This window comes from Halomonas sp. M4R1S46 (assembly GCF_025725685.1).
GTDB lineage: Bacteria > Pseudomonadota > Gammaproteobacteria > Pseudomonadales > Halomonadaceae > Halomonas.
On the sequence record NZ_CP107008.1, the window covers coordinates 291673 to 315659 of the forward strand.

The window sequence follows — 23987 nt, forward strand, 5'->3', positions numbered from 1 at the left end:
AATACCTCTAGAAGAAACGAGTACAAGTTGAGTTCAGTCCAGCTCGCCGATGGCCTCGCCGAGAACGTTGACGAGGCGGTCGATCTCCTCGCGCTCGACGATGAAGGGCAGGCCGAGCTGGATGGTGTCACCGCCGTAGCGCACGTAGACGCCCTTCTCCCAGCACTTCATGGCGATCTCGAAGGGCCGCCGTGCCGGCTCGCCGGGGCAGGGCTCGATCTGCAGGGCGCCGGCGAGGCCGTAGTTGCGGATATCGCTGATATAACGGCTGCCCTTGAGGCCGTGCAGGGCGTCCTCGAAGATCGGCGCCATCTCCCGGACGCGGCCGACCAGGCGGTCGTTCTCGAGCACGTCCAGGGTGGCCAGGGCCGCGGCACAGGCCACCGGGTGCCCCGAGTAGGTGTAGCCATGGGGCAGCTCCATCATGTAGTCGGGACCGCCCTGCTCCATGAAGGTGTGGTAGATCTCCCCCTGCACGATGACCCCGCCCATGGGCACGGCCCCGTTGGTCAGCTGCTTGGCGACGTTCATGATGTCCGGTACCACGCCGAACTCCTCGGCACCGGTCATCGCACCCATGCGGCCGAAGCCGGTGATGACCTCGTCGAAGATCAGCAGGATGTCGTGGGCATCACAGATCTGGCGCAGGCGCTGGAGGTAGCCCCGGGGCGGCGGGATCACCCCGGCCGAGCCGGCCAGGGGCTCGACGATCACCGCGGCGATGTTGGAGGCATCGTGCAGGGCGATCAGCTCCAGCAGCTCGTCGGCGCGTTCGGCCCCGTGCTCGGGCATGCCACGGGTGAAGGCATTCTCCTCGAGCAGGGTATGCGGCAGGTGGTCGGCGTCGACGCCTTGGCCGAACAGGACGCGGTTGGCGCCGATGCCGCCCAGGCTGATGCCGCCGAAGTTGACCCCGTGATAGCCCTTGGACCGGCCGATCAGCTTGGTCTTGGTGGGCTTGCCCTTCTTGCGCCAGTAGGCGCGGGCGATCTTCAGCGAGGTATCGGCGCTCTCGGAGCCGGAGCCGGTGTAGAACACGTAGTCGAGGCCCTTCGGGGTCAACTGGCGGATCCGGTGAGCCAACTCGAAGGCCTTGGGGTGGCCGTACTGGAAGGCGGGGGCATAGTCCAGCTGGGCGAGTTGCTGGCTGACCGCCTCGGCGATCTCGGGACGGCCATGGCCGACGCCGCAGGTCCACAGGCCGGAGAGGCCATCGTAGATCCGGCGACCGTCGGCCGCGGTGTAGTAGCTGCCCTCGGCGCTGACGATGATCCGCGGGTCGCGCTTGAACTGGCGGTTGCCGGAGTAGGGCATCCAGTAGGCATCCAGCTGCTCGGCGGTCAGGCCCGCGGTCTGCTGGGGAGAACGATCTGACATGGCAGCACCCTCTGTGGTCATCGTCTAGTTGGTGGCTGTGCAGGGAAGCGTGGCTCAGGGGGGGGGCGCTAAGTTAAATCTGGTCTTGTTGAATTTCATGTAAGCGCCAGCTTAACTTTATTGCGCCCCCGGCATAGGCTGCGGGAGACACATCACCGCGAGGGAGAGGCCATGACACGCCGCAAGGAGGCCCTGACGGGACAGCTCGGCGATGCGGACCTGCGGCTGCTGCGTATCTATCGCACGGTCGTGGAATGCGGTGGCTTCTCCGCCGCCGAGGTGGCGCTGAACATCAGCCGTGCCGCCATCAGCATGGCGATGAGCGACCTGGAGACGCGGCTGGGGGTGCGGCTATGCCAACGCGGCCGCAGCGGGTTCGCGCTGACCGACGAGGGGGCCGAGGTCTTTGAAGCCACCCTGCAGCTGCTGGCGGCGACGGAGGGGTTCCGTACCCGCGTCAACAGCCTGCATGCCTGGCTCAAGGGCGAGCTGAACATCGGCATCACCGACAACCTGGTGACCATGCCTCAGATGCACATCACCGATGCGCTCAGCGCGCTGAAGGAGCGCGGCCCCGACGTGCGCATCAACATCCGCATGATCCCGCCCCACGATATCGAGCTCGCCGTGCTGGATGGCCGCCTGCATACCGGGGTCGTCCCCGCGATCAAGACCCTGCCCGGGCTTGACTACCTCTCGCTCTACGAGGAGACGTCGCAGCTCTACTGCGCCGGCGGCCATCCGCTGTTCGACGCCGAGGCCGTGACGGATGAGCAACTGGCCAGCAGCGATGCGGTGACGCCGGCCTATGCCCAGAGTCCGGAGATCAAGGCCCGGCATGAACCCCTCAAGGCCACCGCCTCGGCCACGGACCGGGAGGGCATCGCCTTCCTGATCCTCACCGGCCGCTTTATCGGCTACCTGCCGACCCATTTCGCCGAGCGCTGGGTGCGGGACGGTAGGCTGCGTGCCCTGAACCCGGGCTCCTGCCGCTATGTCACCCGCTACAGCGCCATCACCCGCAAGGGGGCCCCACCCAATCGGGTCCTGGAAAGTTATCTCGAGGCGCTGGGCCAGCTGGTGGGGGGCTGACTCGAGCCTTGGCGACTGCCAGGCCCTGTGGCAGGCGCTCGCCGATGCTCGCTGGGAAGCCGCGTGACAAGGAGGCGCGGATCATCGCCACACGCACGAGGCTCCGGAGAGCGTCGCCGAACCCCGTCATCCACAGGGTGGGGAGGGGAGGCCTGCCTGGACGCCACGGAGCAAGGTCTCCCCGGGCTATTCGTCCTTGGCCGCCCGGCGGGCCGTCTCGGGGAACTGCCTCGGCAGTCGGGCCTCCAGCAGGCGGGCGGCCTGGATCACCCGCAGGTCGTCGAACCGGGCGCCGACCAGTTGCAGGCCAACTGGCAGGCCACGGTCATCGAGGCCACAGGGTAGCGAGATGGCCGGTTGCTGGGTGAGGTTGAAGGGGTAACTGAAGGGCGTCCATTCCATCCACTCCCGATAGGGGCCGCCGGGAGGCACGTCGCTGCCCGCGGTGAAGGGCGAGAGCGGCAGGCTGGGCGTGACCAGCAGGTCGAAGCGCCGGTGGAAGTCTGCCAGCTGCGCGGTCAGCCGCTCCCGGGCCCGGCAGGCGGCGAGGTAGTCGGCGAGGGTGAGGGCGGCGCCGCGCAGGGCGATATCGAGCAGTCCTGGGTCCAGCAGCCTTCGCTGGGCCTCGCTCCAGGAAGCGAGCAGCTGGGAGGCGCCGGCGAACCACAGGGTGTTGAAGGTCTCCAGGGGGCAGGCGAACCCAGGCGTCACCTCCTCGACACGGGCGCCGAGTTCCCGGAGCCGTTCCGCCGCCTCCCGGACACGCGCGGCGATGTCCGGTGCCACCTCGACGTAGCCCAGGTCGAGACTCAGGGCGACCCGCCAGCCTCGCAGGTCGGGAGGCGGCGGCGTCAGCCAGTCGGGACGGTGAGGATTGCCCAGGTAGCCGTCCCGGGGATCGGGCCGGCCCAGGGTCTCCAGCATCAGGGCGACGTCCTCGACGCGGCGGGCGATCGGGCCCAGGTGCGACAGGATGCCCATGGCGCTGGCCGGCCATTGGGGCACCCAGCCGAAGGTCGGCTTGAGGCCGACGGTGCCGGTGAAGGCGCAGGGGATGCGGATCGAGCCGCCGGCATCACTGCCCTGGTGCAGCAGGCCGAGGTTGAGCGCCGCCGCGGCCGCCGCCCCGCCCGAGGAGCCGCCCGGCGTGAGCCGCGTGTCCCAGGGGTTGCGGGTCACGCCGGTCAACGGCGAGTCGGTGACGGCCTTCCAGCCGTATTCCGGGGTGGTGGTCTTGCCGAGGAGCACCGCTCCTGCCGCGTGCAGCTGCACCGCGATGGGGGCGTCGTCCCGCCAGGGGCCCTCCGCCGGAGTGGTGAGCGAGCCCAGCCGGGTCGGCATGCCCGCGGTGCGGGTCATGTCCTTGAGGGTGACCGGGATCCCGTCCAGGGGGCCGCAAGGCGTCCCGGCCCGCCAGCGTGCCTCGGACGCCCGGGCCGCCGCGCGCGCCGATGCCGCAGCCACATGGGCGAAGGCATTGATCGCGGGGTTCTCGCGCTCGATGCGGGCCAGGCAGTCATCGACCAGTGCCAGCGGCGAGAGGGCGCCGCGGCGGAAACGGAACAAGGCCTCCGTGGCGGTGAGGGAGGCGAGGTCTTCGGCCGGCCGGAGGGAGGAGAGGGAGGACATGGTGGCACTCCTCGGCGTTGGTGACGTTCGGTGATGCCGCTCCGGCCCCTCCAAGTCTGCCGGGACGGCGTCGCCCCATCAGTGTGGACGATGGGGCGCGTCTCCGGCATGTCTGTGCCGTCGGGTCCATGCTGGGGGGATTCCCCTGCGACGGGAGCCGCACCATGCTGGAGCTGGATGTCCCCCGGGACCGCGACGCCGCCGGGCACTGAGTCAGGCGAGCGACATCAGGGCGGCGACCAGGCGGTCATCGTCGAAGTGTGGGGCGCTTACCTCGCTGACCAGGGGGATGTCGATCAGCGTCACCCCGAGCTCGGCCAGGAAGTCGGCATCGAGGTGCCCGACATAGTCGCCGTGCCGGCTGTCGATGAGGATGATGTCGAGCAGGCCGGCGGCGGGACAGTCCTCGCCGGTGTCGCGGCGCAGGGTCTCGAGCAGGGCCGTGACCAGGCCGGGCAGGTCTTGGCCGACCTGTTCGGGGTCATGCCCCGGGTTGGGGATGAACACCTTCGGGCAGGGGTTGCCGCGGATGGCCCGGCCGACCCCGGCGGGCAGGAGGTTGGCGAGCACGCTGGAATAGAAGCTGCCGGGGGGGTAGCAGATCAGGTCGGCAGAGGCGATGAGCCGTCGGCTTCCCTCGGGCAGGGGGGGCGTGGCCGGGACATGCGCCTCGCCGCTGGCGGAGAGGTCGATCCGCGCGATGGGGGTGTCCAGCGGCGGGACCTCCTTGCCGGTGATGCGGTGCTGGCCGAGCACCCGACGACCATCCGCCAGGGTGGCCGCCAGGTGGTAGTCATGGTCGACCACCGCGCGGACGGTGCCACGCACCTTCACCAGCTCGGCGGCCTGTTGGACCACCGTATCGAGCTGCCGTCGGCCGTCCAGGTAGCCACCGGCCAGGATCAGGTTGCCGATGCAGGCACCGCGCAGGTCGAAGGTCGCGGGCATGGCCGCCCGGAAGACGTCGAACAGGTGGCAGATCGGCCGGCGCAGGGGGGGAGCGAGATCGACCATCAGGGCATGCCGACCGCTGGCGAGTGCCTCCAGGGTGGCCCGCTGGGCCTCCGGCTCGGCTTCCCTCGGCAGGCGATGGGTGAAGAGTCGCTGGATCTGGGGGTGGCCCGGGGTGGTCTCGTCCGCCAGGGCCAGCAGGCGGCTGCGCAGGTCGCCGAGGGCCGGCATGCCGAAGGCATCGCGCAACGTGGCCGAGCTGCCGCCGGAATCGAAGGGGGTCACCAGGTGGATGGTGTTGTGGCTGTAGCGTTGCAGCTGGCGCGAGACGCCCTCGAGCGCCGACCCCCCGCTGAAGAAGAGTAGCCTGGGGCCCCGTTCCGGGGCCTGCCGGTAGCGTCGGACCCGCAGCGGGTCGGGTTTCTGGTCGGTGCGAGGTGGCCGAATATCCATCATGCATCCCTTCCTTCGGCTTGGTGCCTGCCTGGCTGGCGACGTGATCTCGTTGTGCCGGCATTGTCGCCTGACGATGCCCGGTCGGCCCGTCGCATGCGGACAGGTCATGTCGTTGTGGCAGGATTGGACCGCGAAGATGGCGAGAAGTGGCACCCGTATGCCAGGGCCGACCCGCCCGAGACGGGATGCCGGCACCGAGCGGGCGAATGCTACGGGAAGAGGCGACACGCCTGGCGGAAAAACACGCGATATGCCGGTGCAGGGGATGCCATGGCGATGGACGCTGCCGTAGGCCCGAGGCGCTGGCGCGGGCGGTGTCGCGTTGCCCCGCCACGGTTTCGCGCCTGATGGTGGTCGGCTACAATCCCGGCCTCGAGGCCTTGCTGGTCTGGCTGTTGCCCACCGCCAGCTTGGTGCTAGTCGAGCTCGACGGGTCCTGGTCGTCGGTCGGCCAAGGTTCGGGACGCCTGGTGGAACTCGTCACGCCGCGCCAGTTGTCGTGAGGCCGAACCCATCGGCAGTCCTGGGCCGGCACGAGTGTGCCCCGGTCGAGTCGCCGGGGTGCGGCATCGCGAGTCGAGGCGGGCCTAGTCCGCCGGACCGATCAGGTGCTTGACCTCCAGGTAGGCGGAGAGTCCCCAGGGGCCGAGCTCGCGGCCGATGCCGCTGATCCCGAAGCCGCCCCAGCCGGCCTCCGGCATCACCAGTTGCTCGCTGTTGACCCAGATGCTGCCGGCGCGTAGCGCGCGGCCGACGCGCCGAGCACGTTCCGAATCCCCCGAGATCACGGTGGCGGCGAGGCCGAAGGCGGAATCGTTGGCCAGCGCGATGGCCTCGGCATCGCTCTCGACGCTGCGGGCGCAGAGCACCGGGCCGAAGATCTCCTCCCGCCACAGGCGGCTCGCGGTGGGCACGTCGCGAAACAGGGTCGGGGCGATGAACTCGCCCTGGGTGGGCAAGTCCCGATGGCGGGCGTCGCGCACCGCGACGAGGCCCTCCTCGGCGGCGATGGCCAGGTAGCCCTCCACGGCCTTCCGCTGGCGGGCGCTGGTCATGGGCCCCATGTCGGTGGCCTCGTCCAGCGGGTCGCCCAGGCGGATGGCGTCGATGCGCGTGGCCAGGGCCGCGTAGAGCGCCTCGGCCAGCGACGCATGGACGATCAGCCGCGAGGTGGCCGAGCAGATCTGGCCGGAGTTGAAGTAGATACCGGCCATCACCCAGTCGGCGGCCGCCTCGAGGCCGGCATCGTCGAGCACCAGGATCGGCGACTTGCCACCGAGTTCCAGCGACACCCCGCGCACGCCCTCGGCGGCGGCGCGCATGACCTTCTCGCCCACGGCATTGCTGCCGGTGAAGGATAGCTTGTCGATGCCGGGATGGGCGGTGAGCGGCGCGCCGATGCCCTCGCCGTCACCGTGCACCAGGTTGAGCACCCCGGCCGGCAGGCCGATCTCGAGGGCGATCTCCGCCAGCGCCTGCTCGGGTAGCGGCGTCACCTCGGAGGGCTTGAAGACCACCGTGCAGCCGGCGGCCAGCGCCGGGGCGATCTTCCAGGCGCTGGTCACCAGCGGGAAGTTCCAGGGGGTGATCAGGCCCACGACCCCCGCGGGATCCTCGTAGCTACGGGCCTCGATGCCGTCCATGCCGTGCTCGACGAGGCGTCCCTGGCGCGCCTCCAGCGCCCGGGCCTGGCCGGCGTAATAGCGGTAGCAGGCGATGGCATCGTCCAGGTCGATGCCGGCCTCGGCCAGCGCCTTGCCGTTGTTGGTCGCCGACAGCCGCATCAGCGCCTCGCGCCGGGTCTCGAGCCCCTCGGCGAAGGCCTCGAGGTATTCGGCCCGGCGCTCGCCGCCCAGGGCCTGCCAGGCGGGCAGGGCGCGGCGGGCGGCGGCCACCGCGGCGTCCACGTCGGCCGCCTCGCCGGCGGTGAGCTCGGCGATCGGCACCTGGCGATAGGGGTCGGTCACCGCCAGGGAGCGCGTCCCCCGGGAGGTGATCCATTGATTGTCGATAAACTGCTTGGTCAGTCGTTGCACGGCAAGGCTCCGGTGGGACCGACCGGTGGGGCCGGTCACGGGGAAAGGGGCGGAATCAGTCGATGGCGGCCAGCCAGGCGGCGGCATCGATCTCGATCAGCAAGGGGCCGTCGGAGGGTCGGGTGGCCAGGGCGTGGGCCAGTTCGGCGGGAGCGCCGACGCGGGTGGCCAGACAGCCGAAGCCCTGGGCCACGGTCAGGAAGTCCGGGGCCCGGATGTCGACGCCCAGGCGAGTGACGCCGGCGTCGTCCATGAAGCGGCGGATCTCATCAAAGCCCTGGTTGTGCCAGAGCAGGATCACCACCGGCAGCCCCTCCTCCACCGCGCAGGCCAGCTCGCTGAGGGTGAACATGATGCCGCCGTCGCCGACCAGCGCGACCACCGGCAGGTCGGGCCGGGCGATGCTGGCGCCCAGGGCCGCCGGCAGGCCGTAGCCGAGCGTGCCGTAACCAGTGGAGGCGTTGAAGAAACGGCGCGGGGTCGGCTGGGCGACCAGGTGGTTGGCGGCGTAGGTGGTGGCGCAGGAATCGCCGACCAGGATCGCCTCGGGCAGGGCCTCGCGCAGGGTCGCGAACAGCGGCACATAGGCGGCGAAGGCCGGATCCCGGGGCAGGTCCAGGGTCGCGAGGGCGGCGTGGGTGCGGGCGGCTCCGTCGCGGGCCAGGCGCACGCCGGCGAAGCGCGCCGCCAGGCCTTCCAGGGTCTGGCCGGCGTCCGCCACCAGGGCCAGGTCCGCGGCCTGGTTGCGGGCGAGCTGCTGGGGGTCGACATCCACCCGGATCAGTCGGCCGTCCAGGCGGAAGCCGTCGTCGAAGACCACGTCGTAGTCGGTCTCGCCGAGCTCGGTGCCGATGGCCAGCACCACGTCGGCTTCCCGGGCCAGCGCGCGCACCGCCGGCAGCGAGGCATTGGCGCCCAGATCCAGGGGGTGGTCGCGGCCGAGCAGGCCCTTGGCGTTGATGGTGGTGACGGCGGGCGCGTCCAGGGCCTCGACCAGGGACCTGGCGGCCCCGGGCGCATCCACGCAGCCGCCACCGAGCAGCACCAGCGGGCGGGCGGCCGCGCCGAGCCAGTCGGCGGCCTGGGCCAGCGCCGCCTCGGCCGGGGCGGATGGCGCCAGGGGGCGGCGGTGCCAGGTGCGAGGGGCGCGCACCGGGGCATCGAACAGGTCGATGGGGATCTCGATATGCACCGGCCCCGGGCGGGCCCCCTCGAACACCGCGGAGGCCCGGGCCAGGGTCTCCGGCAGGGCGTCGGGGTCGAGCAACGTCTGGCTGAAGCGGGCGACCCCGGCGATCAGCTGCTGCTGACTCGGCAACTCGTGCAGCCGGCCCTGGCCACGGCCCAGGGTGTCGCGGCGGCTGACGCTGGAGATCACCAGCATCGGGACCGAATCGGCCAGCGCCTGGCCCATGGCGGTGGCGATGTTGGTCATGCCGGGGCCGGTGATGATGAAGCACACCCCGGGCCGGCCGGTGGCCCGGGCGTAGCCGTCGGCCATGAAGCCTGCGCCCTGCTCGTGGCGGGGCGTCACGTGGCGGATGCCGCTCGCCTCGCCGCCCGCCAGGCCGCGGTAGAGCTCGACGGTGTGCACGCCGGGAATGCCGAACACGGTGTCGGTGCCGTAGGTGTCGCGCAGCAGGCGGATCAGCAGCTCGGCGCAGGTCATCGGTGTCTCTCCGTTCAGTGGCATTGAGGTTCCCTCAGCCCACCAGCCAGTGGCCCATGAGCACGATGATCGGCAGGGTGATGGCGGTGCGCAGCAGGAAGATGGCCACCAGCTCCCAGAGCTTGAGCGGGATCTTCGACTTGAGCAGCAGGGCGCCGATCTCCGACATGTAGATCAGTTGGGTCAGCGACAGGCAGGCGATCACGAAACGCGTCAGCTCGCTCTCGATGTCGCTGGCCAGCACCGCCGGCAGGAACATGTCGGCGAAGCCGACCAGGGTCGCCGGGGCAGCCGCCTCGGCCTCGGGCACCTGCATCCACTCCAGCACCGGCACCATGGGATAGGACAGCCAGGTGAACAGCGGTGTGAACTCGGCCAGCATCAGGGCCACGGTGCCGATGGCGATCACCAGGGGCAGCAGGCCGAAGAAGATGTCGGCGACGTTGAACAGGGCGTGACGCAGCAGTTGGCGCGGGCCGGGGGCCTGCTCGGCGCGGGCCACCGCGACGCCCAGGCTGTAGCGAAGCAGGTTCTGGTTGCCGGTGTTCTCTTCCTGGATCTGGCAGCCGGCCGGCTCGTAGTAGCTGTTCGGCTTGCGCGACAACGGCGGCAGCCGCGGCACGATCACGGCGGCGACGAGGCCGGCGACGACCACGGTGAGGTAGAAGGGCACGAACAGGTGGTTGATGCCGATGAAGCTGGTCACCAGCAGCGCGAAGGCGATCGAGACGATCGAGAAGTTGGTGGCGATCGCCGAGGCCTCGCGACGGTTGTAGAAGCCCTGTTCGTACTGCTGGGTGGTGATCAGCACGCCGACGGTGCCCGAGCCCATCCAGGAGGCCGTGGCATCGATGGCGCTGCGCCCCGGCAGTCCGAAGATGATGCGGAAGGGCGTACGCACCAGGCTGCCGATGAACTCCATGAAGCCGAAGTCGACCAGGAAGGGCAGCAGGATGGCGGCGAAGAAGAAGAAGGTCAGCAGCACCGGTGCCAGGTCGTTGAGCATCACGCCGCCGGTGAAGGAGGCGGTGATCACCGTCGGGCCGACCTGGAAATAGGTCATCAGCGCGAAGAGGGCGCCGAGCGAGCGCATGATGACCCACAGGGGGGCGACGTCGAACAGCTCGCGCAGCATGCCCTCCCGGGCCCATTCGGGCCGGGTGAGCTTGACGATGCCGGTCAACAGCACCGACAGGCAAAGCACCAGGGTGGCGATGGCGGGCAGCGCCTCGCCGAGCAGGGCCTTGAGGCCATCGGCCATCAGGCCCATGCCGATATTGATGGTGTCGCCCGTGGAGAAGGGCACCAGGAAGAGGCCCACGCCGAGCAGCGAGGGGATCAGGAACTTCAGCAGCCCGTGGCGGCTGAGCCGGGTGGTCTCGGACGCGATGGCCGAGGCGGAATCGAGAGGGGACGGCATGGCAGTTACCCTTGTTGGCATTGTAATCGTCGAACCCGGCCCGGGGGCCGGGGTGTCACGAGGGGGTCTCGGGCCTAGTCACGGCGCCGGACACCGGGCAGCACGCAGAGCATCTCGTAGAGCAGGGTGGCGCCCATCAGCGCGGTGTTGCCGCTGGGGTCGTAGGGCGGCGCGACTTCCACCAGGTCGCCGCCGACCACGTTGAGGCCCCAGGCGCCGCGCACGATCTCCAGGCCCTGCTGGCCGGTGAGCCCACCCATCTCGACGGTGCCGGTGCCGGGGGCCACCGAGGGGTCCAGGCCATCGATGTCGAAGGAGATGTAGACCGGGGCGTCGCCCATCTGCTCGCGTACCTCGGCCATCAACGGGGCCAACGACTTGTACCAGCACTGCTCGGCGGTGACGACCCGGAAGCCCTGATCGCGGCACCAGTCGAAGTCGTCGGCGGCGTAACCGGTGCCGCGCAGGCCGATCTGCACCACGCGCTGGCTGTCCAGCAGGCCCTCCTCCTGGGCGCGGCGGAAGGGACAGCCGTGGGCGACCTCCTCGCCGAACATGTGCTCGTTGACGTCGGCGTGGGCGTCGATATGGATCAGCCCGACCGGGCCGTGCTTCCGGGCGATCGCCCGCAGCAACGGCCAGGTCAGGGTGTGGTCGCCGCCCAGCGTCAGCGGCACGCAGCCATGGGACAACACCTCGTCGTAGTAGCGGGTGATGATGTCGAGGTTCTTCGGCAGGTTGAAGGTGTTGATCGGCACATCACCGATATCGGCGACCTGCAGGCTGTCGAAGGGCGCGGCGCGGGTGGCCATGTTGTAGGGGCGCAGCATGCGCGACTCGTCGCGGATCTGGCGCGGCCCGAGGCGGGTACCGGGGCGGTTGGAGGTGCCGATGTCCATGGGCACGCCGATGAAGGCGGCATCCAGGCCGGCGGCATCGGCCTGGGTGGGCAGGCGCATCATGGTGGCGGGGCCGCCGAAGCGCGGCATCTCGTTGCCGCCCAGGGGCTGATTGAAGTCGCTCACGAAAGGCTCCGTCTCGCAATGGGTGTCAGGAGTGACAAAGCAGGAAGCGTGCCATGTTTTAAGATATTGATATGGAAGTGGTTCCTGTCGACATGATGCAGAAGTGGATCATTGCCGCGCCCGCAGTGATACACTGCTGCATCAATGATCCACTTGTGTATCGGTAGGGCCCCATGGGCGACATCGACAGCGATATCCTGCGCACCATCATCGACACCGCCCATGACCACTTCTTCGTGGTCGATGCCAGCGGCCGCGTTCTGGACGTGAGTCCGGCGGCGGCGGCGGTCTACGGCATGTCCCGGGAGGACCTGTGCCGAACCACCGTCCAGGCCCTCGAGGCCCAGGGGGTGCTCAGGCCCTCGGTCAGCCTGGAGGTGATGCGCACCGGCAAGCCCGCCCAACTGATGCAGGAGACCGGTACCGGCCGGCGGGTCGTCGCCCAGGCCCACCCGGTCTTCCGGGACGGCAAGCTGGCCGCCGTGGTCAGCCGCTCCATGGACCTGACCGACCTGCAGCTGCTGCAGGAGGAATATGCCCTGTTGCAGCGGCGCTTCAGCGACCACCTGCGGCGCAGCGGCGTCGCCGACGAGCCGGGACTCGAGGCCGAGCTGGACGACCTGGAGGTGCGCAGCGGGGTGATGCGCGAGGTTGCCCTGCTGCTCAAGCGGGTGGCGCCCACCGCAGCCACGGTGCTGATGCTCGGCGAGTCCGGGGTCGGCAAGACCGCCTTCGCGCGGCAACTGCATCGCTGGAGCCCGCGCCAGGCCGGCCCCTTCATCGACGTCAACTGCGGGGCGATCCCGGAGAACCTGTTCGAGTCGGAGATGTTCGGCTATCGGCACGGGGCCTTCAGCGGCGCCGCGCCGGGGGGCAAGGCGGGCCTGATGGAACAGGCCGAGGGCGGCACGCTGTTCCTCGACGAGATCGGCGAGTTGCCCCTGGCGATGCAGACCAAGCTGCTCAAGGTCATCCAGGACAGCAGCGTCACGCGGCTCGGCGATACCCGGCCGCGATGCGTCGACTTCCGCCTGGTGGTGGCGACCAACCAGGACCTGGCGCGCCTCGTGGAGACCGGCCGGTTCCGCCTGGACCTCTACTATCGCCTCAATGTCATTCCCGTGACGCTGCCGCCGCTGCGCGAGCGCCGCGAGGATATTCCCGGGCTGGTCGAGCGCCAGCTCAAGCGCCTCAATGGTCGCTATGGCCGCGACAAGATCATGGCCCGGGATGTCTGGCAGCAACTGATGGGCCGGGACTGGCCCGGCAACGTACGCGAGCTGGAGAACTGGCTCGAGCGGGCCTGGCTGTCGGCGGCGGATGACGTGATCCGCGCCGACGGCCACGCCGGCACCGGGCATCCGCGCGCCCCGACAGGGGCGGGCGCCAGTGGCGTGACGGCCACGGCGCCCGACGGCGCGGGGTTGCGCGACGGGGAGACGCTCAAGGCGGCGCTCTCGCGCACCGAGCGGGCCATCCTGGCCGAGCTGTGCGGCGAGCGGACCTCGACCTACGCCATCGCCGAGCGCCTCGGCATCAGCCAGCCCAGCGTGGTGCGCAAGCTCCGCCAGCACGGCCTGCGGATCGGCCGGGAGGCCTCGTCCGGGGACAACTAGCCGGTCGCTGTACGGGGCCGCGCGCGCCGCCTACCTTGATGAGGGGCATCGGCCCCATGCCAAGGCTGACCAGAAGGAAGCGCTCATGTCCGATCGCCTGTTGCTGACCACCTCCTCCCATCTCGAGGGTTATCGCGTCATCGAACATCTCGACATCGTCTCCGCCGAATGCGTGTTCGGCATGAACGTGCTCAAGGACATGTTCGCGGGCTTTCGCGACTTCTTCGGCGGCCGCAACAAGTCGTCCCAGGATGCGCTGCGCGATGCCAGGGTCGCCTGCCTGGACGAGCTGCGCCGGGAGGCCGAGGCGATGGGCGCCAACGCCGTGATCGCGGTGGATCTCGACTACAGCGAGATCTCCGGGGGCGGCAAGTCGATGCTGTTCCTGGTGGCCACGGGCACCGCCGTGAAGGTGGCGCGGGCCTGAGCGAGGGAGCGTACAACGAGAAGGGCCCCGCGATCACTCGCGGGGCCCTTGGAATCCGATGGTCGGAGTAGCAGGATTCGAACCTACGACCTCTGCCTCCCGAAGGCGTTTTTATCGTATTTCAGCAGCTACGTCCGGAAGCAAGAATCAACTAAAAGTTGTTTTAAAAACAATAAGTTGTTATCAGATTTTGATGTTTCTGCTTGCTTCTCGTGGTGGCCTCGAGTAGCGTCTCCATGGAACCTATTTGGAACCTGGAAAGGGGCCAGCCATGTCAGGGAAGACCACCGACAAGCTGACGACGCGGACGCTCGACCGGCTGAAGAAGGAGATGACCAGCGGCGAGGTGTGGGATACGGACCTGTCAGGCTTCCATGTGCGAGCAGGTAAGCGAGGCCTATCCCTTCGTCTTTCCTACTACAACCACATCGGCCAACGCCGAGTGGTTACCCTTGGGCAATATGGGAAGTTGACAGCTGCACAGGGACGCGAGGCCGCCAAGGAGGCGTTGGCCGTGATCGCTCAGGGCGGTGACCCGCGTGCGGTGGAAGTAGAGGCCCAGAACGAGGCCCGACGTCAGCAGGAGCAGACCCTCAGGGCTTATCTCGATGGCCCCTATGCGGTGGCGCAACGTCGCAAGAAAGATGGTTTGGCCACCTTGCGGCGTATTCGTCGTGCCTTCGAAAGCTGGCTGGACCGGCCGATGAGCAGTTTCACTCGCGCCGACGTGGAGCGTTGGCAGGGGGAGCGTGAAAGCAAGGGAGAGGCGTACAGCACCAGCAAACGTCACCTGGGGGCGCTCAAGACCCTGCTGGGGCATGCTGCTCAGCGCAATTTCATACCCGATAACCCGTTGGTTGGGGTCGCACTGCAGCGCCCGGCGATGTCGGAAGACGATATGGCCGAGCAAGCGGCCCAGCGTCGTTATCTGGAGCACGATGAGGTCGAAGCACTTTTCTCTGGCCTCGATGCCTATCAGGAGCTGAAACGTGAGCAGCGGCGACTCAGCCGGGCTCACGGCAAGGCGTACCTGCCCGATCTCGATAGCGTCATGTTCGTGGATCATGTCAAGCCATGGATCCTGACCATGTACTACACCGGCTTCCGGCCCGGTGATATTACCGGCCTGCGCTGGGAGCATATCAACCTGACCTTTCGTACCGCCCGCAAAGTTATCGAGAAGTCGGCTCACCATCGCCCGGAGCCAATGACCTTCCCACTGTCTTCTGCGGTCGTTGAGGTGCTCACGGCTTGGCACAAGCAAAAAGGGGAGCCAAAGACCGGCCTTGTGTTCCCCTCACACCGCAATGGTAAGCGCATGGACAGGACTGCCATGCAGAAACCCTGGGCGACCGTGCGCAAGCTGGCCGGCCTTCCCGACGATCTACTGCTCTATAGCCTACGTCACAACTTCGCTAGTCAATTAGTCATGGCCGGCGTTGACCTATTGACCGTCTCGAGGCTGATGGCTCATAGCGATATTCAGACCACTATTCAACATTATGCTCACCTGCGCCCCGATCATACACGAGAGGCTGTGGAGGCGTTTGCCAAGCAACGGAAATCGAGTACGCAATTCTTTATCGAAAATGCTGTTTCTTGAAGCCTCCGTGCAATCGCTGGAAGGGTTTGGTTTGTCTTCTGAATAAATTTTCCAAGGTGTAAGGAATTGTTGTGAAAAGGAAAAAATCAACCTCAAGGACCAGTCTGTCTAGGTTTAAAGATTATTGTCGGTTAGAAGATGCCGCCAAGGTGTTGGCTGCCGAGCTAGAGGAAGAAATAACGATCAAGGATTTGTATGAATATGCATTGCACGGTTCGCTCAAACTAAGCGTCATGCTGGGCTTCCAGCTTGCGGAGCGTGACGTGAAGGAGCCGGTCCCGCATGAGGACTATTTGAGATTAGATGGGATGTATCACATTGATTCTAAATGTACTGGGTTCCGATTGCTCCTCATTTACGAGTCCATCGGGTTCGAGCATCCGCTGGCAGATTTAAACCTGTGGGTGGTAAGAGATGTTGATGATGAAAATGTGGCCTATAGGCTGTGTAGGTATGCTGAGGATGACGGTTTAGAATGGGATGAAGAGCCGGAGCTTTCAGAATTTTTTGTCAGGCGTTGTGATCTTTATGCTTTTATTTGTAAAGCAAAGGGGATAGGTGAGGAGGTGGCGCAGGGGCGAGAACTCCCAGTGCATCCTCGGCAAAAAAATAGTTATGTGAAGTTGCTCAGTATGTTTTTGGTAGATGGTGGCTTGGATCTTCCAGAAGGGCCTTACCAGGCAGCTGCTGTTCTTCAGGCAATGTTGCAGCAGCGTGGTGATCACCTGTCAGAAAATACTCTGGCGAAAATTATCGAGGAGGTCCGCGAGACGAGCTGAGCATCTCAAATGAGATTGACGACCTTCTCATTTGGGACATCGCTTTAAAACGAAGCCTGACCATGGGGGCGTCATCCACAAGGAGATGCCTCCATGCCTTTCAAGCGACAAGACTATCCTGCCATCCTCAAGGCGGCCTTGGCGTCTTACGACGCTGGCTTTGATCCGTCACTGATTGAGCTCCCTGAGGGAGCCGTCTTTCCTGGCCTTATTTCTGCTAGCCCTGCTACCGCGCGCAAGAGTCGTGTGACGGGGCTTCTGTTGGGGATGCCCGCGCCGCGCTTCGTTCGTCGTGGCCGCTCGATTCGTTACCGCCTCAAGGATGTACTGGATTGGTTAGCCAATGCAGAAGAGTATCGATCGACTGCAGAAATCTCCACCTTCTCATCCTCAGTTGCTCGGGAGACGCAGTCATGAGTTCTTCATTGCGCGAACCGAGTGACATTGAAATTATTCAAATGTGGGATCGCTTGGAGAAAATCTACCAATGCATGGATGAGGCTGCTGCTGTTATTGGGGAGACGTCGCAAGAAAATTATGCTATCTGGACGTTTCGCGGAAGTTGGCCGGACGTTCGTGAACATCCTCCCGTTGCACTTGATAATGGCGATTATCCTAAAAAGGCCCGTTTTTTTCTGGGTATGGTTTGGGATGCTGCCATGGTGCTTCTCGATTCTGTCAAGAGCATTCGGCTCTTGAGTGAAATTGAAAGGGATGCGCTACTGGCTAATCTTGCAGGGATAGGAGGGGTTGACATGCAACTGCTGGGCGAACCTCTGAGTTGGAGGCTCCGGCGATGCTGACATCCGATGCCCCTGAAGACAATGAGCGCCAACAGGTAACTCAGCAGTTTCTGGACTGGCTGGCGCCGGGAGCCGTTTTCGATTTCCGGACATTTGATGATACCAAGCTCAATCGTAGGGATCTGGTGCGTACCTTTCGGGGTACGCTGGAGGAGCACTGGAAAGCGCTTGATGCTCTTAATCAGCGAGGAGCTGGTGTATTCGTGACGATCAATGGCACGGATGGGGAAGGTCTCCGTGCCGAGAACGTGAACGAGGTTCGTGCGGTATTTGTTGACTTCGACACTCCTGAACCTGAGCGACCGAACGTTCTGAGTGAGGTGTTGACCGACTTTCCTCCTTCTTTGCTTGTGGAATCATCACCTGGAAAGCATCACGCTTACTGGCGGGCTCCCGGTCTGTCGCTTGAGGAGTTCAAGCCGCTACAAAGGGGGCTTGCCACTTGGCTGGGGGGAGATCAATCCATCAATGACCTTCCCCGTGTGATGCGGCTTCCTGGATTCTTCCACTGCAAGTCAGACCCCTCCCTTATCCGGATCCTAGCCATTGGCGAGGATGTCGACGCCGAAACTGTACGCCGGACGATTGCCCCGTTCATCCCGAGTGTCGTTGAGTCAAGCGACAAGGCTCCGATGGAGTTTCTTTCTGACGAGACTCACCCCTATGTCTGCCGGGCATTGGAAAGTGCCTCAACGGCCGTCCTGAGTGCGCCCGAGGGATGTCGGAACGACACGCTCAATCGCGAGGCATTCGGGTTGTTCGGATTCGTGAAGGGAGGGCAACTGGAAGAGGGTGCTGTGCGGAATATCCTGTATCGCGCTGCTATCGGAGCTGGATTGAATTCTCCCGAAGTTATCCGGACCCTGAATAACGCTTGGGCAAGCTCGCCCTCTCGCGAGATCCCAAGGTATGAGGTTGATCCGGAAGAGTTGGATTTCAATGACGAGGATGGGCTTTCAGGAAGTCTCGATGATGCCGCGGAGAGAGAAACTGCACTGGTCGATGCCTTGGAATTGAACAAGGCAAAATACCTGTTAAACGTGGAACCGCCCCCGCAGAGCTATGTCATTGAGGGACTGATCCCCGAGCCAGTCGCTGCAGTCATTGTTGCGCCTGGCTCTACTGGAAAATCCTTCTGGCTGATGCAACTGGCCGTATGTGTGGCAACGGGCGTCCCGTTCTTTGAATTGCCCATTGCAAAGCCTGGGGGTGTGCTGATGCTTGGTGCAGAGGATAACCGCGACGAGATGGGGCGTCGTCTGCATAGCATCATTAGGGCCAGCGAATCCGTCGGCAACCGCCTTGACATGGCCAAGCTGGGGGAAAACTTCTACCCCGTTTCTCGACTAGGCTGCGATAACCGGCTGACGTTGAAGGCAGAGGGGAATACCGTGCACAATAAGACGCTGATCACGGAGGTCATCAAGGCAGCCCAAGCCATCCCGGATTTGCGTCTGATTATCCTCGACCCCGTCAGCCGGTTCCGCAGCGGTGATGAGAATGCCAGTGAAGATGGTACCCGCTTTGTGGAAGCACTTGAGCTTATCCGCCGAGAGACGGGTGTTACTGTTCTGTGTGCTCATCACAGCCGTAAAGGTAGCAAGGGTGATAGTGCGGATGATATCCGGGGTGCATCTGCCTTCGTGGATGCAGTGCGTTTTGCGGCTACCCTAGCCGTACCTGACGCAGAGATGGCCAAGAAATTGGGCATGGATGAGCAGAGCCGGAGAGCACATGTCCGTTTCAATGTCGTAAAATCGAATTACCGCACGGAAACGGATACCTTCTGGATGCGTCGGGGCATCGGGGGTGTTCTCGAAATGATTCCGCCCCTTCAGGAATACAGCAAAGTGGCGGATAAAGGCGAACAACGCTTCCAGGCTACTCTTCCCAAGCTACTAGAATTCATCCAGAAGAAGGATAGTGAAGGGCGCCCTATTACTCGCAATGGCTTGCGCGACTACGCAGGAACTGAAGGACTGTTTGGTGTGGGGGACCAAAGTCTCCGCACTATCGTCAATCGTGCCATTGATGAAGGTGAGGTGTTCCTGCGTGACAATGGGACGTTGCATACCTGGTAGCTTTTTCTAGCCAGCCAGCCAGCCGGCTGGCCGGGTGCCGGGTGAATCACCCGACTCGGGCCACCTACCCGTCATCAACCCCCATTACAGGGCATTTTGATGGAAGTTCACGGGTGAAGATCAAATCACCCGACTACCCGGTTCAAACCCGCATGATACCTGGCATGAGGACGGGTGGTTTTCTCCCCTAAAGGGGGAAGGTTTTTTCACCCCCCCCCCCTTAAGGAAGAGCACGGTGCAGCGCCTGACTACAGAGGAGGTTTGTATTCAGCCATCAAATGCGGCAGATAGCATGAATGCCGCTATTGATTGTCTGCTTTTCGTTAGCCAGGGGGAGGGCTGAAAATAGAGTTTTTGTCCGTAATGGACGGGTCACATCGGTCACGGGTCCTTCCTGGAGCCTTTTGACCCCACGAGGGACGCAGAGCGTGGCATTATAGAGTATGAAAAAAAGCTAATAAACGTCTTGTCTGGCCAATTCATCAGACCGGGATTCTGTTGCGCCATCACTCCAGGTTAACGAAATGAAGTGTTCGGGAATTTGAGTTCACTAATGATCCGAGGAACCGGCTGTGGGTATTTTGCAGATTCAACCTGTTTACTCTCCCAGCGACTTCAGCAGCGCATCCCGGGCATCCAGGTAGAACTGGATGTCCACTTTGGTGGCCATCTCGTCGGAGAGGTCGAATAGCAGCTTGCGGCAGGTCACCGGCATCAGGATGGCCGTGGCGCCTTTCTCCACGGCGATCTCCACCAGGGTGACTGGATTGTGGATCGGTTCGATGGAGCCGCCGAGGTTGATCTCGCCGACCACGATCAGGCCGCCGCGCAGGCTTCGCTTGAGCAGTGCCGAGCTCATGGCGATCAGCGCCGCGACTCCCAACTTGGTGCCGGCCTTGGCGGCATCGAAGGCGCGCAGCTGCACGGTGAACTCATGCTGGCGAGGTTCCTTGTCGCCGACCAGCTGGCCGGCGCGGGTGTAAAGGTTCTGCTCGGCGTAGCCGATGCTCTCGCGAAAGGCCGGCGGCACCGGCTTGTTGAGGATCTTGACGCCGGTGCCAGGGCCCTCGTTGACCTCGATGCGGAACAGGCCGGGATGTTCCTCCTGGCCGTTGCTGGCCTGCCCCCCGGGGCTGATGCTCCATACCTGGCCTGGTTCCAGCGGGTCGTTGCCGATGCTGTTGTCGCTCTGCAGCTCCGGGGTGGCGACGAACTTTTCCACGCCATCCTCGCCCATGGTGTAGCTGAAGTGGGTGTTGCGGAACTCGGCGGCGCCGATGCGCTTCTGCTGCTCCTTGACCCGCCGGCGCGCCTCCATGGCGATATGGATGGCCCATTCCAGGTCGTCGTCGCTGGGCGAGAGGTCATCGCCGGGGTAGAGCAGCTTCAGCAGGCCGCTGGCGGTCTTGTTGACGGCATTGGTGTCGCGTCCGGAGAGGGCGCCGCCGAAGAAGACGCGGCCCTGCCACTGCGAGACGCGGCTCTGGCTGCGTAGCTGGCTCCAACACTCCGAGAGGAAGTCGCTGACCAGGCCGAAGTGGTCGGTGAGCAGCTCCTTGCTGACCTTGGGCACGTCCCAGCCGGGCAGAAAGGCGTGGATGCGGTCCATGAAGGCGGTATCGTGGCGCATCTCCTCCGGCAGCGGACCGAACAGGTGGCCGATGCGCTGCTGGTGCTCCACGTCCACGTCGAAGTTGCCGACCAGCACGATGGAGCCGTCGGCGCGGATGCTCTCCTTGCCGCGAGAGAACTCGCCGCTCTCCATGTAGCCCTTCATGATGTTGACGCCGTCCTTGTTGTCGAATGAGATGCCGGACACCTCGTCGAAGCAGACCACGTCGTACTGGCACACCAGGCCTCTGCGGCCCGAATTGTTATCCACGAACATCTTGGCCACGGTGGCCTTGCCGCCGGAGATCAGATGCGCGTAGGGCGATACCTGCTGGAAGAGGTGGCTCTTTCCGGTACCGCGGGGGCCGAGCTCGACGACGTTATAGTTGCGCTCCACGAAGGGCACCATGCGCAGCAGCATGGCGTCCTTCTGGCGTTCGGTGAGGCCCGCTGGCTCGATGCCAGTGGAGCGCAGCAGGAAGGCCTTCCACTCCTCGGTGGTGAAGTGCTGGCGGGCGCGAGCCAGCTCGTCGAGCACGTCGCGCTTGGAGAGCTGGATCTCGCGCAGGGCACGGATGCCGAAGGGGCGCCCGCCCTGCTCCTGGGCGATGCTGGCGTCGTATTCCAGGGTCAGTTCGGCGTAGAAGCCGCCGGTCAGCATGCGCTCGTGCTCACTGACCAGCTCGTCGGGAATCCGCACGTCGGTCAGGCGCAGGCTGGGCAGGCTGGCCATGTAGGTGTCGTTCTTGGTATCCAGGCGTGCCTGGATCAGATCGATGATCTTGATCTCGCCCTTCTCGCGGGCACGGGCCTTGAACAGCTCCTCCTCGCCGGCCTTGATGGTGCGCGACTTGAGCTGTCGCTGTACCACCTCCAGGCCCTCCTCGATCTCCTCCGGATCGGTGCTGGCACAGTAGCGCCCGAGCAGGAACTCCACCACGTAGGTAGGCACCGGGAACTGGCGGGCGAAGGTGCGCACCAGATCCTTGCGCACCAGGTAGCCGTCCAGCAGCTCGGCCGCCTTGCGATCCAGGTCATCGAGTTCCATGACGTCTCCCTGTGTCTGTCATCAAGGACTATGCATTGCCGCCGATGGTGGTGGAGCGCTGGGCGACCACCTGACCACTGTCATCCAGCACCACGGCGTAGGCGGTGTCCCCTTCGAGGTCGTCATCCTCGACCACCACCGAGGCCTTGCCGCCGGCCTTGAACGGCTTGGGCGAGAGCACCAGGCTGCTGGCCGGGTCGCCGGCATGGCGTCGGATGTCCAGCGTCAGTCCGTCGCTCTCGCCTTCCACCACAAAGGTACAGCGCAGCCCCTTCCACACCAGGTCATCGATCAACACCGAGGGCTTGGCGCCGGCGCTGCCGGTGACGACGAGCTCCGGCGTCACGCACTCCTGCAGGCTCAGGCCGCCATGGGTGTAGGTCTCACCCGCCTTGAAGCAGTGAATGCTCTCCGCCAGGGCGAAGTATACCTGCTCGTTCCAGTACCAGGGGAAGCGCGCCGCCTCCGTATGCGCGCCCGGCTTGAGCGCCGCACAGCGCCCCCACTTGGTCTCCACCAGGCTGGCCGGCAGCTCGGTCTTGGGCAGCTCGCCCGGCAGCAGTAGCCAGCCGTGATCGGTGACCACGCGCACCTGCGACCAGCCCTGGGCCAGCAACGCCTGGATACGCTCGGCGACTTCCCCCAGCATGTCATCGACGTGCTGAGCCAGCTTCCAGCCACGCTCATGGCCGGCGTGATCGATATCGCCGAACTCGCACCACGCCGGCTTGGAGGTATCCAGGGTCTCCTTGTGCAACTGCTCTACCTGGCGGCGCTCCAGCACCTGCCAGCCATTCTCGCGCAGCAGCTTCTGGAACAGGTGGCGAGTGATGGGCGTGAACTGGTAGCCGTCAGGCTCCTCGTGGATGCCATCGCTGCCGAGGATCGGCGCCACCGCGTACTTGCCGGTGCCGGTCACGCTGGGCAGCGCCGCCCAGGTGCTGTGCTCGGCGACTTCCAGGCCCTGGGCAATCAGGCGATGGGACAATCGCTTTCCGCAATCCAGCCGCAGCCCATCCACGAACAGCACGCACTCGCCGCGAAGGGCGTTGGGAGACGCCTCGCCGCGCTTGAGGCCATCCACGCCGGGCTGCCACACCTGCTGAAGGTGGCGAGCGGCCTCATCGGCCCAGCGCAGATACACCGTGCGAGCCGCGGTAAAGATCGCCTCCTGCTCGCGCTGGCCGGTGATCTTCTCCAGTGCCCTGAGCAGGGCATCATCGGCCTTCCAGCCCTCGCTGAGGTACGCCTGGCGCATATCCTCGGCGTACCCACCCGCCAGGCTGCGCCGAGTCACCCGCCCCAGCTCGGCGAGGGGGGCCAGGGCCATGGCCAGCGGACTTTCGCCCAGCTCCGCCCACACCCAATCGCGGCGCACACCGTGTTCGCTCTCCAGCGCTTCCAGCCGCTCACGGGCCTGGTGGGCCGGCAGGCTGCCGAGCGCGCACAGGTCGTGATAGAGCCGCTCCTCCTCCTGGCGGTTGAGCTGTGGCCAGATCTCCATTTGCTCGGGTTCCGGGAAGAAATCCAGGGTAGGCGGCGTGAGCTGGCGAATCTGCTCGATCAGCTGCGGGTAGCGGCGGGGGGCCTCGGTGAAACGCGTCCATACCGTCTTCCAGTTGCCCTGGCGCTGAGTCAGCCGCTCCACGGCTTCCAGCGCACTTTGCCGCTCCGGGTGAAGGCCATAGCGGGAGTGGCAAACCTGGCAGAACGCCTGCCATTCGTGGTGGGGCCAGCTGGTCTTCATGGCCTCGGGCTGGTTGAGCCAGTCCAGCAGGTCGCGCACCGGATCGCCGCCAGTGAGCAGGGTATTGAAGGTCTCGGCGTCCAGGTGGCGGCCCTGTAGATCGGCGATCTCCTCCTTGAGCAGACGGGGCAGGGCGGCAAGCAGCGCCTGGCGTGTGGCGGCGTCACCGGCCACCTCCAGGCCCAGCCCGCCCTGCTGTGAAGAGAGGAACGCCCGTGGCGTCCAGTCCTTGGCGTTGACCTGGGACCAGAGCACCCCGCGATACTGAAGTTCGGCCAACGGCTTGAGCGCTTCCGGACACTCGCTGACGGCGCGCAGGTCCTGCCGGCCCACGCCGGGGAGATAGAGGATCGGCGGTGTTTCCGCGTCCAGCGCGATGCCGTCTACGGTGCCGGCGATGGCACAGCGCAGCCAGATGGTGGGGCCGCGGCGCTGCTCGGGGGCGTAGTCACCCAGCACCAGGAGCTCGGGCAGTTCGGTCTGGATCTGGGCGATCACCGGCTCCCACAGCCGCTCGCGGTCCGGCCACAGGATGCAGGCCGGCGCGGCCTGCACATCGGGGTTATAGGAAGCGGCCTGACGGATCCGCTCAACCAGCTTTTCGAGTAGTACCATGC

18 protein-coding genes are annotated in these 23987 nt (G+C 65.4%); 9 read left to right on the forward strand and 9 right to left on the reverse strand.

What is annotated here, in order from left to right:
* Nucleotides 1–33 precede the first annotated feature (33 nt).
* Nucleotides 34–1377 carry an aspartate aminotransferase family protein gene (locus OCT48_RS01440; protein WP_263591000.1) on the reverse strand — a complete coding sequence of 448 codons (1344 nt, stop codon included), beginning with the start codon at nt 1375–1377 and terminating at the stop codon, nt 34–36.
* A gap of 171 nt (nt 1378–1548) precedes the next feature.
* Between OCT48_RS01440 and OCT48_RS01445 the strand changes: the two genes are divergently transcribed.
* Nucleotides 1549–2469, forward strand: coding sequence for a LysR family transcriptional regulator (locus OCT48_RS01445; protein ID WP_263591001.1), 921 nt, complete (start codon nt 1549–1551; stop codon nt 2467–2469).
* Between the two features lie 186 nt (nt 2470–2655).
* On the opposite strand, the gene OCT48_RS01450 is transcribed toward OCT48_RS01445, so the two are convergent.
* Nucleotides 2656–4098 carry an amidase gene (locus OCT48_RS01450; protein ID WP_263591002.1) on the reverse strand — a complete coding sequence of 481 codons (1443 nt, stop codon included), beginning with the start codon at nt 4096–4098 and terminating at the stop codon, nt 2656–2658.
* Between the two features lie 213 nt (nt 4099–4311).
* Nucleotides 4312–5505, reverse strand: coding sequence for a GAK system CofD-like protein (locus OCT48_RS01455; RefSeq protein WP_263591003.1), 1194 nt, complete (start codon nt 5503–5505; stop codon nt 4312–4314).
* Between the two features lie 314 nt (nt 5506–5819).
* Here OCT48_RS01455 and OCT48_RS01460 point away from each other — a divergent pair, with 314 nt between their 5' ends.
* The gene (locus OCT48_RS01460; RefSeq protein ID WP_263591004.1) at nt 5820–6008 is read left to right on the forward strand and encodes a hypothetical protein; all 189 of its coding nucleotides are present in this window, start codon (nt 5820–5822) and stop codon (nt 6006–6008) included.
* Between the two features lie 84 nt (nt 6009–6092).
* On the opposite strand, the gene OCT48_RS01465 is transcribed toward OCT48_RS01460, so the two are convergent.
* The 4 genes from OCT48_RS01465 to speB all read right to left on the reverse strand — a co-directional run bounded on the left by OCT48_RS01465 (nt 6093) and on the right by speB (nt 11655).
* Nucleotides 6093–7541 (reverse strand): aldehyde dehydrogenase family protein, encoded by a 1449-nt coding sequence (locus tag OCT48_RS01465; protein WP_263591005.1) that lies wholly within the window; start codon nt 7539–7541, stop codon nt 6093–6095.
* A 55-nt stretch (nt 7542–7596) separates the two neighbouring features.
* Nucleotides 7597–9234: a 5-guanidino-2-oxopentanoate decarboxylase gene (locus OCT48_RS01470; RefSeq protein WP_263591006.1), complete on the reverse strand. Its 1638-nt coding sequence runs from the start codon at nt 9232–9234 to the stop codon at nt 7597–7599.
* A 10-nt stretch (nt 9235–9244) separates the two neighbouring features.
* Nucleotides 9245–10630, reverse strand: a complete 1386-nt coding sequence (locus OCT48_RS01475) for a YjiH family protein (protein WP_263591007.1) — start codon at nt 10628–10630, stop codon at nt 9245–9247.
* 74 nt (nt 10631–10704) lie between these two features.
* The gene (gene speB, locus OCT48_RS01480) at nt 10705–11655 is read right to left on the reverse strand and encodes an agmatinase (RefSeq protein ID WP_183384366.1); all 951 of its coding nucleotides are present in this window, start codon (nt 11653–11655) and stop codon (nt 10705–10707) included.
* Nucleotides 11656–11828: 173 nt separating this feature from the next.
* Here speB and OCT48_RS01485 point away from each other — a divergent pair, with 173 nt between their 5' ends.
* From OCT48_RS01485 to OCT48_RS01515, 7 genes are all read left to right on the forward strand, one after another.
* Complete coding sequence (locus tag OCT48_RS01485) at nt 11829–13271, forward strand: sigma-54 interaction domain-containing protein (protein WP_263591008.1); 1443 nt, start codon at nt 11829–11831, stop codon at nt 13269–13271.
* An 85-nt stretch (nt 13272–13356) separates the two neighbouring features.
* Complete coding sequence (locus OCT48_RS01490; RefSeq protein WP_263591009.1) at nt 13357–13698, forward strand: YbjQ family protein; 342 nt, start codon at nt 13357–13359, stop codon at nt 13696–13698.
* A gap of 271 nt (nt 13699–13969) precedes the next feature.
* The gene (locus tag OCT48_RS01495) at nt 13970–15301 is read left to right on the forward strand and encodes a site-specific integrase (RefSeq protein WP_263591010.1); all 1332 of its coding nucleotides are present in this window, start codon (nt 13970–13972) and stop codon (nt 15299–15301) included.
* 71 nt (nt 15302–15372) lie between these two features.
* A complete protein-coding gene (locus OCT48_RS01500; protein ID WP_263591011.1) occupies nt 15373–16080 on the forward strand; it encodes a hypothetical protein in 708 nt (235 codons plus the stop codon).
* Nucleotides 16081–16173: 93 nt separating this feature from the next.
* A complete protein-coding gene (locus tag OCT48_RS01505) occupies nt 16174–16497 on the forward strand; it encodes a hypothetical protein (RefSeq protein ID WP_263591012.1) in 324 nt (107 codons plus the stop codon).
* Nucleotides 16494–16883, forward strand: a complete 390-nt coding sequence (locus tag OCT48_RS01510; protein ID WP_263591013.1) for a hypothetical protein — start codon at nt 16494–16496, stop codon at nt 16881–16883. The genes OCT48_RS01505 and OCT48_RS01510 overlap by 4 nt, the downstream gene beginning before the upstream one ends.
* On the forward strand, nt 16877–18964 hold the full coding sequence (locus tag OCT48_RS01515) for an AAA family ATPase (protein WP_263591014.1): 2088 nt from the start codon (nt 16877–16879) through the stop codon (nt 18962–18964). Before OCT48_RS01510 ends, OCT48_RS01515 begins: the two co-directional genes overlap by 7 nt.
* Before the next feature lie 598 nt (nt 18965–19562).
* On the opposite strand, the gene brxL is transcribed toward OCT48_RS01515, so the two are convergent.
* The gene (gene brxL, locus OCT48_RS01520; protein WP_263591015.1) at nt 19563–21623 is read right to left on the reverse strand and encodes a BREX system Lon protease-like protein BrxL; all 2061 of its coding nucleotides are present in this window, start codon (nt 21621–21623) and stop codon (nt 19563–19565) included.
* Between the two features lie 28 nt (nt 21624–21651).
* Nucleotides 21652–23985 carry a BREX-1 system phosphatase PglZ type B gene (gene pglZ / locus OCT48_RS01525; RefSeq protein ID WP_263591016.1) on the reverse strand — a complete coding sequence of 778 codons (2334 nt, stop codon included), beginning with the start codon at nt 23983–23985 and terminating at the stop codon, nt 21652–21654.
* Nucleotides 23986–23987 lie beyond the last annotated feature (2 nt).